At 40.8% G+C, this 13,279-nt stretch carries 11 protein-coding genes; 2 read left to right on the forward strand and 9 right to left on the reverse strand.

Going from position 1 to position 13,279, the window contains the following annotated elements; all coding sequences use genetic code 11:
• Positions 1-22: 22 nt before the first annotated feature.
• The 9 genes from der to ndk form a co-directional block, all read right to left on the reverse strand.
• Positions 23-1,489 (reverse strand): ribosome biogenesis GTPase Der, encoded by a 1,467-nt coding sequence (der, locus tag AC27JL_RS07190; protein ID WP_010556037.1) that lies wholly within the window; start codon positions 1,487-1,489, stop codon positions 23-25.
• Between the two features lie 74 nt (positions 1,490-1,563).
• Complete coding sequence (gene bamB, locus AC27JL_RS07195) at positions 1,564-2,742, reverse strand: outer membrane protein assembly factor BamB (RefSeq protein WP_487195244.1); 1,179 nt, start codon at positions 2,740-2,742, stop codon at positions 1,564-1,566.
• Between the two features lie 10 nt (positions 2,743-2,752).
• Entirely contained in the window at positions 2,753-3,373 is a 621-nt protein-coding gene (locus AC27JL_RS07200; protein ID WP_006793569.1) for a YfgM family protein, read from the reverse strand.
• Positions 3,374-3,392: 19 nt separating this feature from the next.
• Positions 3,393-4,673: a histidine--tRNA ligase gene (gene hisS, locus AC27JL_RS07205; protein WP_487195245.1), complete on the reverse strand. Its 1,281-nt coding sequence runs from the start codon at positions 4,671-4,673 to the stop codon at positions 3,393-3,395.
• Between the two features lie 256 nt (positions 4,674-4,929).
• On the reverse strand, positions 4,930-6,048 hold the full coding sequence (ispG, locus tag AC27JL_RS07210; protein ID WP_006793571.1) for a flavodoxin-dependent (E)-4-hydroxy-3-methylbut-2-enyl-diphosphate synthase: 1,119 nt from the start codon (positions 6,046-6,048) through the stop codon (positions 4,930-4,932).
• Positions 6,049-6,053: 5 nt separating this feature from the next.
• Entirely contained in the window at positions 6,054-6,914 is an 861-nt protein-coding gene (locus tag AC27JL_RS07215) for a RodZ domain-containing protein (protein ID WP_039037221.1), read from the reverse strand.
• Positions 6,911-8,782 carry a type IV pilus biogenesis/stability protein PilW gene (pilW, locus tag AC27JL_RS07220; protein ID WP_487195247.1) on the reverse strand — a complete coding sequence of 624 codons (1,872 nt, stop codon included), beginning with the start codon at positions 8,780-8,782 and terminating at the stop codon, positions 6,911-6,913. The genes AC27JL_RS07215 and pilW overlap by 4 nt, the downstream gene beginning before the upstream one ends.
• A gap of 116 nt (positions 8,783-8,898) precedes the next feature.
• Positions 8,899-10,032, reverse strand: coding sequence for a dual-specificity RNA methyltransferase RlmN (gene rlmN / locus AC27JL_RS07225; protein ID WP_006793574.1), 1,134 nt, complete (start codon positions 10,030-10,032; stop codon positions 8,899-8,901).
• A gap of 183 nt (positions 10,033-10,215) precedes the next feature.
• Entirely contained in the window at positions 10,216-10,647 is a 432-nt protein-coding gene (gene ndk, locus AC27JL_RS07230; RefSeq protein ID WP_008111339.1) for a nucleoside-diphosphate kinase, read from the reverse strand.
• 227 nt (positions 10,648-10,874) lie between these two features.
• On the opposite strand from ndk, the gene trhP reads away from it, so the two are divergent.
• Positions 10,875-12,263 (forward strand): prephenate-dependent tRNA uridine(34) hydroxylase TrhP, encoded by a 1,389-nt coding sequence (gene trhP, locus AC27JL_RS07235; protein WP_487195248.1) that lies wholly within the window; start codon positions 10,875-10,877, stop codon positions 12,261-12,263.
• A gap of 416 nt (positions 12,264-12,679) precedes the next feature.
• A complete protein-coding gene (locus AC27JL_RS07240; protein ID WP_006794873.1) occupies positions 12,680-12,925 on the forward strand; it encodes a YfhL family 4Fe-4S dicluster ferredoxin in 246 nt (81 codons plus the stop codon).
• Positions 12,926-13,279 lie beyond the last annotated feature (354 nt).

Genomic DNA, 13,279 nt, shown 5'->3' on the forward strand with positions numbered 1-13,279 from the left:
AATAAATTAACGCTTATGCCGTTTATTTATTACGGTTTTCTTTTGCAAAGGCACGTATTTTACGTTTTTGCGAAAGCGTTACTTTATTAGTACGCCCTGCAAATGGGTTATCACCTTCTCTAAATTCAATTTTGATTGGGGTGCCCATAATTTTAAGTGCTTTACGGTAGTAGTTCATCAGGTAGCGTTTGTAGCTATCTGGTAAATCGTGAACTTGGTTACCGTGAATTACAATACGTGGCGGGTTATAACCACCGGCATGCGCGTATTTAAGCTTAACACGACGACCACGAACAAGTGGCGGCTGGTGATCGGCCTGTGCCATGTCCATAATACGGCGTAGCATTGCAGTACTTATACGTTTAGTTGCTGACTCGTACGCTTCATCAACGGATTCAAATAAGTGGCCAACACCTGTGCCATGAAGTGCTGATATAAAGTGCAAGCGTGCAAAGTCAATAAAGCCTAAACGGCGGTCAAGCTCGGTTTTAATACGATCTTTAACGTAGTCATCAAGCCCATCCCATTTGTTCACGGCAATAACCAATGAACGACCTGAGTTAAGCGCAAAACCTAATAAACTTAAGTCTTGATCAGAAATACCATCGCGCGCATCTACAACCAGTAAAACAACATTACAATCTTCAATAGCCTGCAGTGTTTTAATAACTGAAAACTTTTCTACTACGTCGCTTACTTTTTTACGTTTACGTACACCAGCTGTGTCGATTAACACGTACTCTTTTTCGTTACGTGTCATAGGGATATAGATAGAGTCGCGCGTTGTACCTGGCATATCGTACACAATTACACGTTCTTCACCTAGTATACGGTTTGTAAGTGTTGACTTACCTACATTAGGACGACCAATAATTGCAAGCTTTACCGGCTTATCTGCAAATGCTTGGTGGTCGGTATCATCGCCTTCACCTTCTTCGTAAAGGTCTATTAGCTCTTCATCGTCATCGGCTACGTCTTCATCTTGTGCTGCTAGTTCGGCAATCACAGGTTGAAGTGTGTGCTCAAGTAAAAGTGTAATACCACGACCATGCGCTGCTGCTATGTGATGAATTTCACCCAGTGATAGCTGGTAAAATTCAGCACAGTTTGAATCAGCGTCTATGCCATCGGTTTTATTGGCAACAACAAAACATTTTTTGTCTTGCTTGCGAAGATGATTGGCAATAGCTTGGTCGGCAACGGTCATACCTACGCGTGCGTCTACTAAAAACAGTACGATGTCGGCTTCTTCAATAGCAAGTAGCGATTGGTCAGCCATTTCGATCTCGATGCCTTCTTCTGTGCCATCAATACCGCCCGTGTCCACCACGATAAATTCATAGCCATCGTAATTAGCTTGGCCATATTTTCTATCTCGTGTTAAACCTGGAAAATCGGCTACGAGTGCATCACGAGTACGTGTTAAACGGTTAAATAATGTGGATTTGCCCACATTGGGTCGCCCAACTAGAGCGATCACGGGAAGCATAAACTACCTCTTTAAAAAACAACAAAAGGCTTCGCAGAGCGAAGCCTTACAAAAAACCTTTAAGTGTTAGCTAGTTAGTTTGGTATTGTTACCGCACTTACTTCACCGTCACGGGTGTATAATATCAGTTTGTCGTCGGCAACAACAGGTTCAACAAAGAAGCCTGAGCTGTCAAAGTCTTCACGAGATACAAGCTCACCAGTGTCTTTGTTTAGCCAATGTAGGTTACCTTCTTGGTCGCCTAAGGCTAAATAGTTACCTGTAACAGCAGGACCTGTTAAGTACCAACCACGAAGTGCGGGTTGGCTCCAACGTTCAATACCTGAATTTTTATCTAATGCATAAACAACGCCGTTGCTGTCTACTACATAAATACTTTGCGCATCCATCGAAATTTCGCGATAGCTACTGTATTCGCGCTTCCAAACAACATTACCAGAGCGAATATCCACTGCAGCTAAGTTACCGTTATATGCAATTGCATAAGCGTATGGGCCGCTAATGAGTGGCTGTGTGTCTACATCAACTAGGCGTTCAAATTCTGAGGCACCCTTTGCAGCTGCAATTTCTGCACTCCAAGCTGAGTAACCACTTTCTGAAATTAATACGCTTAATTTACCTGTTTCAAGGCCAACTAAAACACCACCATTGGCAACAGTGGGTGCACTTTGTCCGCGTAATGTAAGCGCAGGCACTTCTTGCTCAAAGCTCCAACGCTCTTCACCAGTATCGGGATGAAGGGCTAGTAATTTACCCGAGCCTAAGTTTACAAATATTAAGCCATCGCCAGCTGCTGCTTTTGAAAGTGATTCACCAGGTACGTTTTTACGCCATACTTCTTCACCGGTTTCACGGTCAAGTGCTACAACAAAGCCATGTTCAGAACCGATATACAGTTTACCATAAGCTTGTAATATACCGCCTGATAATTTTGCTGAACCGTCGTCGCTCCAAGGCCAAAAAGAGGTGTCTTGGCGTACGTCGGTGTCCCACTGTACATCGCCGTTAGTAAGCGATAACGCTTCTACTTGACCTTCGCGGTTAGCAACATAAACAGTGTCTTTGTAAACAGCAGGTGTTAAGCGAGAAAAATAATGCTCTACGCCGCTACCTACAGACTCTTGCCAAACCACATCAGTTTCAAACTGATTGACGATTTCAGGAAGGACTAGTTCGTCTTCTTCATCACTTGATGAACAACCCATTAGCGTTGCCATACATAGGGCAAGGGTTGCGGTCGCTAATTTTTTCATACCTAAAACCTTATGCCGCTGGGCTAGTTACTGCTAGGTCATCTAACTTAACTTGTAAAAGTGGGTTGCCTGTTAACCCTCCTGCATCTACCGCAGCTTGATAAGCAGTACGTGCTTGCTCTTTATTGCCTTGCTGAGCGTAAATATCGCCTTTAAGTTCTGCTACGTTTGCATTAAATGCTTCAGGTAATGGTGCATTTAGTGTGCTTAAAGCATCGTCAAAATTAGTTTGTGCAATTTGAATACGCGCTAAACGTGTAATCGCAATCGCTTTTAATTCTGCATTATCAACGTTTGATACAATCCAGCTTAGCTTTTCGCTAGCAACATCTAATTTTTGTGCTTCTACCGCATCTTTAGCGGCAACAAACGCCGCAAGTGCAGCATAGTTCGTGTCTTTATTTTCACTGATAAAAGCATCAGCTGACGATAAAACATCATCACCTTCAACTAATTTAGTGTAAGAATCTGACGCTTGCTCAGCGGTTGTAATTTGGTTTTGGTTGTAAGCTTTCCAACCGTATAAGCCACCTAAGCCGACAATTACACCAAGTGCCAGTGAAAGACCGTTTTCACGGAAAAAGCGTTTAATTGCTTCTGCTTGTTCTTCTTCTGTTGAATGTATATCCATGATTACCTCTAATATCTGCTTAGCCGTTTATAAGCTCAGCTAGTAGCGCTTTAGCTTGTTCTAATTTTAATGTGACTTGTTCTTTACGCTCGCGTAAATACTTTATGGTCACAACGCCTTGCTCTAATTCATCTTCACCAATAATTACGGCAACAAGTGCATCGCTTTTATCGGCACGTTTTAATTGTTTTTTAAAGTTTCCGCCACCCGCGTGAACCATCACACGAAGGCCAGCCACATCACGGCGTAGTTCTGACGCGATAATTGGGGCTTGAATACTTGCTTTGTCGCCCATTGCCGCTAAATATACATCAGCATTACGACGTATGTCACCAACACATTCAAGTGCTTGTAGTAGCAATACTAAGCGCTCTAGGCCCATTGCAAAGCCAACTGCTGGGGTTGCCTTTCCACCAAGTTGCTCTACTAAACCGTCGTAACGTCCACCTGCACACACAGTGCCTTGCGCGCCAAGGCTGTCGGTTACCCATTCAAATACTGTGCGGTTGTAATAGTCTAAACCGCGCACTAATTTTTCGTTAACCGTGTATGAGACGCCAGCTGCGTCTAAACGTTCACATAAATTTTCAAAATGTTCTTTTGATTCAGCATCTAAATGCTCAGATAGTTTTGGCGCATCAACTAATATTGCTTGTACGTCTGGATTTTTGCTATCAAGTACACGTAACGGGTTTGAATACATGCGGCGCTTTGAGTCTTCATCAAGCACGTCGGTATGTTGTTCAAGGTAAGCAACAAGCGCATCGCGGTATTGTGCGCGAGCTTCATTAGAACCTAAAGAGTTAAGCTCTAAACGTACGTGCTCAGTAATGCCAAATGCTTCCCAAAGCTGTGCTGTTAATAAAATAACTTCAGCATCTATATCGGCTGTGGCAATACCAAAGGTTTCTAAACCAAATTGGTGAAATTGACGATAACGCCCTTTTTGCGGACGCTCGTGACGAAACATAGGGCCCATATACCAAAGACGTTGCTCTTGGTTATACAGTAAGCCATTTTGGTTGCCAGCACGTACACACACTGCGGTGCCTTCTGGGCGAAGTGTTAGTAAGTCGCCATTGCGATCGGCAAAGGTGTACATTTCTTTTTCTACTATATCGGTTACTTCACCAATAGAGCGTTTAAATAGATCGGTTGATTCTACAATAGGAAAACGAATTTCTTGATAACCGAACGATGCTACAGTCTCGCGTAAAATGTTTTCTACTTTCTGCCAAATTTGTGTATCGCCCGGCAGACAATCGTTCATACCGCGAACTGCCTGAATTTGTTTTGCCACTGATAAATCCTAATTACTGTTTATGTGTAATAAAAAAATGCTTACACAACGAGAATGCTTAAAATTGACCCGACATTATATACCCAAACCAACTCAAGATGCGAGCGTCGTTGGAATTAAAAGAAATTACCATTATTAAAAGTAATACTTTGATATAAAGCCCGATGAAGCGCTGAGCTCTGTATTTTTGAATGCTTGGGTAAATCTATTATAAGGGTCAACGCCAAACACGAATGCTTGGCGGTTTATGCGTTATTTATTCGACTATTTTTACATCGATAGGGGTTTGGCTTTGCTTTTTATCTATGAAATCGCGAACGTAGCCCTCTAATTGCTCAACAATATTGTTATTGTCGATACGGGCTTTTTGACGTTCACCATTAATATACAAACCAGAACGGCGATTTGCACCTGCAAGGCCAATATCACTGACGAGTGCTTCACCAGGGCCATTTACTACACAACCAATAACCGATACAGAAACCGGTTCGATTATATCTTCAAGGCGTTCTTCTAATTGGTTCATAGTGCTTACTACATCAAACTCTTGACGAGAGCAGCTGGGGCAGGCAATAAAGTTAATACCACGAGAGCGAATGCGCAGTGATTTTAATATATCAAAGCCTACTTTTATTTCTTGTACCGGGTCGGCGGCGAGTGATACACGTAATGTATCGCCTATGCCTTCAGCTAGTAACATGCCTAAGCCAACAGCCGATTTCACTGAACCTGAACGCATGCCGCCAGCTTCAGTGATACCCAAATGCAAAGGTTGGTCTATTTCTTTTGCAAGCAAGCGGTATGCGCCAACAGCTAAAAATACGTCTGATGCTTTTACCGATATTTTAAATTGATCAAAATCAAGGCGACGTAATATATCAACATGGCGCATTGCTGATTCTAATAACGCCTCAGGTGTTGGTTCACCATATTTTTCCTGTAAATCGCGCTCAAGTGAGCCGCCATTAACGCCAATACGAATAGGGATGTTGTGCTCGCGAGCTGAATCAACAACAGCTCTAATACGCTCTTCGCTACCTATATTACCAGGGTTTATACGTAAGCAATCTACGCCATACTTTGCCACTTTTAGGGCTATGCGGTAATCAAAATGAATGTCGGCAACAAGCGGAATACTTACTTGCTCTTTTATACTTTTAAACGCTTCAGCTGCGTCCATAGTCGGTACCGATACTCGTACTATGTCGGCGCCAGCATCTTGTATGGCTTGAATTTGTGCAACGGTTGCATCAACGTCCATGGTGTCGGTATTAGTCATCGACTGCACGGCAATTGGAGCGCCGTCGCCAATAGGCACATTGCCTACATTAATACGGGTGGATTTTCTGCGTTTGATAGGAGATTCTGAAAACATAGCGACTACTCTGCTAATGGTAATGTAAATTTGGCTAAACGGTTCTTAGGAAAAGCCGAAATATCTATTGGCTCACCGTTTAAGGTAATGTTAACTACATTGTGCTTACCAAGCACAACAGCAAAAGGAGGTGTACCAGAAACAGTCATTCTGTAACCTGCTTTTTTAACGCCAAAGGCTATTTTTTCGCCTTCGCCGTCGTGAATTTCGACCCAGCTTTCGTCATTAAATAGCATTTCTATTGTGCTGATGTCGGCTTTATCGGTATCTGACTCAGAAGTTTGTTCGTTAACTGCTTGTGTTATTTCGTTATTTGTTAAATCTGTACTTTGCTCAACAGGCTCTTGGCGTAACTCATCAACATCGTTTGCTGTTTTTTGCTGTTCAATATTAGTTGATTGAATGGCTTGGCGTTCACTCATTATGGTGTTACCAATATTTATATTTGTGGTTTGTTCTTCAATTGGGGTGGCGTTTTGCCAAAACCATAAAGCAGACGAGCCAATAACAATGGCTATAATAATGTAAGTTACCAACATTAAACGGCTATCGCTTGCTTCTTTTTCTGTACGACGAGAAAAGCTTTGCATGTTAGCTGGTTTTGCTGGTTCAGGTGGTGCTGGCAACATGGCTAATATAGGTGCGCTATCTACTTTTAATTCACGGCAATAGTTCTTTATGTAGCCTTTAACAAAAGTAATAGGTCCTAACGCTTGAAAGTCGTCATTTTCAAGGTGCTTAATTTGAAACTCAGATAGCTTTAGTGGTTTAGCGATGGTTTCAATGCTTACCTTGGCTTGCTCTCTGTGTGCTTTTAAAATTTGGCCTACTGTAGGCTGTTCGCTTTGCGTATTTTCTTCATTCATAATAGGTATGAGTCTGGATCCACTAGTAAAAGTCTATGTCCTGGTTTTAGCTCTATATCAGGACTTAATTTATTCCATCGCATTAATTCATCAATTAATACTTGCTTCTGGGTAGCAATATCGTAAAGGGAGTCGCCAGATTTAATTTCGTAATAAATATTAGGATCGTTTAAGTAAATTTTACTGCCATTCATTACCCGATCCGACTCTTTTAATCCATTCCATTGCAGGAGTTTTTGTAGTTTAACATTGTATCGCACCGAAATGCTAAATAGGTTTTCACCAAACTCAATGATATGAAAAGGCACTCGTAATGTAGCGACTTTAGGATTTAACATAGGTAACGCTGTTTGCTTATTTGATGATAAGTTTGTAAATGTAACGTCACTACCGTTTTGGTAACGACTCGTTTCAAAAATATCTTCATTTTTAGTGGCTTCGTAAAAAACAACATTTGAGTCGTTACTGGCAGCTGTCGTGTTCGTCGTGACTGCTGGCTGATTTGTTTGAGGTGAATTAAAGTTAGCCGTTTTAGGCGCCCCAAAAGAAATAATTTTCACTTCTTCTTTTGGTGCTGCTGGTACGACTTTAGCTGTAACTGTTGAAGCTGCTGTGCTTGACTTAGTAGCAGGCTCTTCAATAACTGACTCAGGCATATTTGTTGTATTTGGTTGAGTTGTTAACGCAAGTAATACCGCAGACGTATCTGTTGATGGCCCAGAGGATTTAATTTGTTGTGTTTCAGCTTGTACTGGCTGTTTTACAATTGTTGTTACAGGTGCTTTAGGTGTAACTTTTTTTGGAGTGACTTCTGGTGTTGTTTCAACTTCATTAACAGCTGTTTCTGCGCTTGTGTTCATATCATTTCTGGCTATGACCGGATTCGCATCTTGCGTGTTTTGTTCAGGCTTTGCTGGACTTATTTGCGCCGGTTGCTTAATAACCAGGCTTGTTGTGCTGTCTTGATTAGGTGCCTTTTTTCTTACTATTTTTATTTTTGGTTTTGCACTTATATATGTGCCGTCTGCATCAGCTTTTAACTCGTTGAGTTTTGCCTTACGATATTTCTCGCGCAGCATTTCAAATTCGTTAAATCGTGTGCGTTGCTCTCTAATTGCGTATGCTTCTTTACTAGTAGAATAGGTTTGTAAAAGTGTACTTGCTACTTTTTCGGCTTCTTCTATTCGACCCATGCGATTTTTAACTAAATAGCTAAGCATTAAAGCACGCGAGGATACTCGACCTGTGTCGTCATGTTTTTTAAGAATGTCGTTCGCTTTGTATAAGTCACTTTTTGCATAAAACAGAGCCGCTAAGCTTATAAGAGTAGAGGTTCGTTGAGAGCTGTGATTAAGCGCTTGCTTAAAGTAAGCTTCTGCGTTTTCAAAATCATCAAATTCAATGGCGCACAATGCTAGATTTTCGTAGCTCTCGGCAACACGAATATACGTTGGAATTTCAATGGCTTTTAAAAATTGATCAGTGGCGCGGTCGTATTCATCAATACCACATAAAAATACACCGTAGTTGTTGAGTGTATTAGGATCATCAGGCTTTATATCTAATGCTTTTTGATAGGCTCTGTCGGCTAATGGGTTTTCACCTACTTGCTGGTAGTAATAGGCCATAGAGTAATGAACTTCAGGTAAGTTGGGAGCGAATTCAGCAGCGCGTTCTAGGTTGTATTTTGCTTGTGAATTATTACCTGTTTTTAGGTACTGTAAGGCTAAAGCTATTCGAGTGCGTGCTGCCCCGGCGTTATTGATTTTATTTTTGACAACGGGCTTATTACTGCCGTTATAACTACTTTCGGTAACACAGCCACTTAAAGCCAGTGCCGATAGTGTTATAGCAAGTATAGATCGCATTACCTTATCTCTTTATTTTTGTCCATATTGCCTATATTACCTAAAAGCCCTCATGTTGCATCAATTATTTAATAATAAACGATTTAACAGGAGGGCTTTTAGTAATTTAACTAAATTTAGGCTTGCTGGATGTTAACTGAGATTTTGTTATCGTCACGCATTTTCTTTTTCGCCATACGTTTAGTGCGGTCAACTACATCGCCAGCTAATTGCCCACATGCCGCATCAATATCATCCCCGCGAGTACGACGCACAATACAGGTAATGCCAGCAGCTTGTAAAACCTTAGAAAAGCGGTCTATTCGGCTATTGCTCGAGCGTGTGTATTCGTTACCCGGAAATGGATTAAACGGAATAAGGTTTACCTTAGAAGGCGTGCCTTTTAACGTTTTAACTAATTCGTGAGCTTGATCAGTGCTGTCGTTTACGCCGTTAAGCATTACGTATTCAATTGTTACGTCTTTATTGGCTTTAGAGCCATCAATGTAACGACGACATGCCGCTAAAAACTCTTCAATAGGGTACTTTTTATTAATAGGCACTAAAATATCACGCAGTGCGTTATCTGGCGCGTGAAGTGAAATAGCAAGCGCTACGTCAATCTTCTCTTTTAATAAATCAAGTGCCGGTACCACGCCCGATGTACTTAATGTTACGCGGCGCTTAGATAAACCAAAGCCCCAGTCGTCCATCATTAATTCCATAGCAGGTACTACGTTTTTAACGTTAAGTAATGGCTCGCCCATACCCATCATTACTACGTTAGTAACAGGGCGCTTTTCGCTGTTGCCATCTAGGCCAATATCTTTAGCTACACGCCATACTTGGCCAATAATTTCAGACACTTTTAAGTTACGGTTAAAGCCTTGTTGTGCGGTAGAGCAAAACGTACATTCTAAAGCACAGCCAACTTGCGAAGATACACATAGCGTTGCACGTTCTTTTTCTGGGATCCACACGGCTTCTACTTCTTGGCCGCCTTCAAGGACTAATGCGTATTTGATTGTACCGTCGCTCGCTTGTTGGCGAACTGAGATTTCAGGGGCTACAATTTCGCATTCAGCTTTAAGCTTTTCTTTAAGCTTTTTATTTACATTGCTCATTTCGTCGAAGTTATCTACGCCAAAATGATAAATCCATTTCATCACCTGATCGCCACGAAATGGCTTTTCACCGAACGATACAAATAGCTCACGCATTGCATCTCGGTTTAAATCTAATAAGTTAATCTTTTTTTGCGCAGTGGTCATGAAACAACCTTAATCAGTAACGGTGGTGATAAAATTTACAATGATGAATTGTACACAATTCACTCATTTTAATCATTAAGTAAAACATCAAATATGCCAGTGTAATACTTTAATTAATGACTAAAAAAGGGCTCGAAAGCCCTTTTCATACTTTGCATCACAGGGTTAACTGTGAAACTCAAATTAACGAGTACGTGGGCAAAGCTCTTCGTCAGCGAAGAAGTACGCGATTTCGCGAGCAGCAGATTCAACAGCGTCAGAACCGTGAACAGCGTTTTCGTCGATGCTGTCAGCGTAGTCTGCACGTAAAGTACCAGCTAGTGCTTCAGCAGGGTTAGTAGCACCCATGATTTCACGGTTTTTAAGAACAGCGTTTTCGCCTTCAAGAACGGTAACCATTACTGGGCCAGAAGTCATGAAAGAAACTAAAGCGCCGAAGAAAGGACGTTCGCTGTGCTCAGCGTAGAAGCCTTCAGCTTTCTCTTGTGAAAGGTGAACCATTTTAGCTGCAACGATTTTAAGGCCAGCAGTTTCGAAACGGTTGTAGATAGCGCCGATGTGGTTTTTAGCTACTGCATCAGGTTTTACGATTGAGAAAGTACGCTCTAAAGCCATCTTTATGCTCCAATAATTTATAAGTAAAAGTGTGAATATTAACGGGCGCGAATTATACGCGCTTTAGCTGAAAAATCCTAATTTTATTAAAAACCAGTTCAATTACAATTTTATGATCTTGATCAAGGGGAAATTTTTAGTGCTATTTATACTGCCGCGCTTTGATTTTATATTTAAATTTATGACGCACACAATTGGCTTAATGTCCTTTGTTGTAGGGAGCGCAAATGTCACCTGTTTCTTCAAGCCCTTTTATACCTGAACTGTTGTGCCCTGCAGGCAGTTTAAAAAATATGCGTTATGCCTTTGCATATGGGGCCGATGCCGTTTACGCCGGCCAGCCTCGCTACAGTTTGCGTGTGCGTAATAATGAGTTTGACTTAGAGACCTTACAAATAGGCATTAATGAAGCACACGCATTAAATAAAAAGTTTTATGTGGTATCAAATATTGCACCGCATAACGCTAAGGTTAAATCGTATTTACGTGATATTGAACCGGTAATAGCAATGGGGCCCGATGCGCTGATTATGTCCGATCCGGGTTTAATTATGCTTGTTCGTGAAAAATGGCCAACAATGCCGATTCATTTATCAGTGCAAGCAAATGCCGTTAATTACGCTAGTGTGCGGTTTTGGGCAAAACAAGGTATTGAGCGTGTTATTTTATCTCGCGAGCTATCGCTTGAAGAAATAAAGGAAATACGCACACAGTGTCCAGACACCGAGCTAGAAGTATTCGTGCATGGTGCATTATGTATGGCTTATTCTGGACGATGTTTACTCTCGGGTTATATAAATAAGCGCGATCCAAATCAAGGTACGTGTACGAATGCATGCCGTTGGGAATACGATGTAAAACCCGGTACTGAGAACGAAACCGGCGAAATGGTACATAAGTTTGATCCGAAACAGGTAATTCCTACTCTTGGCGAAGGCGTGCCAAGTAACGATGTATTTATGCTCGAAGAGCAAGGTCGCCCAGGTGAGTATATGCCAGCATTTGAGGATGAGCATGGCACTTATATTATGAATTCAAAAGATTTGCGTGCCGTGCAGTATGTTGAACAGCTTACAAAAATGGGCGTACATAGTTTAAAAATAGAAGGGCGTACTAAATCATTTTATTACGTTGCGCGCACCGCTCAAGTGTATCGAAAAGCAATAGATGATGCGGTTGCGGGTAAACCATTCGATACAAACTTATTTAAGACGCTTGAGAACTTAGCACATAGAGGCTATACCGAAGGTTTTTTAAAGCGCCATGTTCACCAAGAATATCAAAACTACGAATACGGTCATTCGGTGTCTACTAAGCAGCAATTTGTGGGTGAAGTACTAGGGCGCAGCGAAAATGGACTAGTTGAAATAGACGTTAAAAATAAATTTTGTGTTGGGCATTCTTTAGAGCTGATGACACCGCAAGGAAACATTACGTTTGAGCTTGAATACATGCAAAACAAAAAGGGCGAAAGTATTAGCGATGCCAAAGGCTCAGGGCATATTGTAAAAGTTCCGTTAGATGAAGGTATTAATTTAGAGCACGCTATATTGATGCGTAATTTAGATGAGCACCAAGATACACGTAACCCACATAAGCATGCTGTAGCAACTTAACGATTAAACTTAGTAATGAAGGTATCTGTATATCACTGTGAACTTTATTGCTTAAATAAAACGAAAAAGTTTATTCATAATAAAAGCTACTTATTAAAGAAATGAACTAATTTACATGCAGTCTGTTAAATCAAGACTCTTCTTTCTTAGTGTTTATATGAGTTATAACCAGTTTAACCAAAATGATAGTAAGTACAACTGCGGGGAATATCCATACATAATCAGCCATTGTTTTTAACTCCAAAACTTAATTAATGACATTAAGATTAATGTTTTCTTAGCGGTTTGCAATAAAAAGTTAATGGGTGCTCGGTGTATTTTTTTAGAGATGAAAAGCGTTAAGTAACTTATAAACTATATAAAACAAGTGCGATTCAGTATTCGCACTTTATTAAAGGTCAACGAAGGAGGTAATAGTGGCACTACTAATAAATAATAAATGCATTAACTGTGATATGTGCGACCCAGAGTGCCCAAATGAAGCAATTTATATGGGCGCTAAAATTTATCAGATAGATTCTGAAAGGTGCACCGAGTGTATAGGGCATTATGAAAAGCCAACCTGTATCAGTGTATGTCCAATAGATTGCATAAAACCAGATCCAAATTGCCGAGAAACTATTGATGAGTTAGCTGATAAATATATACGTATTAATGGTTAGTAATAGTACCTAACAATTTCACTCATACAGTTATATATAAAGGCAGTTTGTGTGAGTGCTTAAGATGAATATTTATGAGGAAGCTCAAAGTTATTATTTTCGTAAAAGTGAAATTAGTTCAAAGTAAATAACCTCATCCTTTGTATAAACTGATTGAAAGGTCTTTTTATATGCAAATTATACCCCCTCAAACCGCGGTTTGTATGTATTTTGTACTAAAACCAAATTCTTTTGAATAAGCGTGAAATAAACGTTGACCATCATTCGAATATCCCTATAATGCGACCCCACTGAGACGGCAGAGCAGGCAACGCTTAGCGAGCCAAGCAAATCACTTAGTGAGTCGAGTAAAGC

Source organism: Pseudoalteromonas sp. 4NS20-0020 (genome assembly GCF_057554385.1).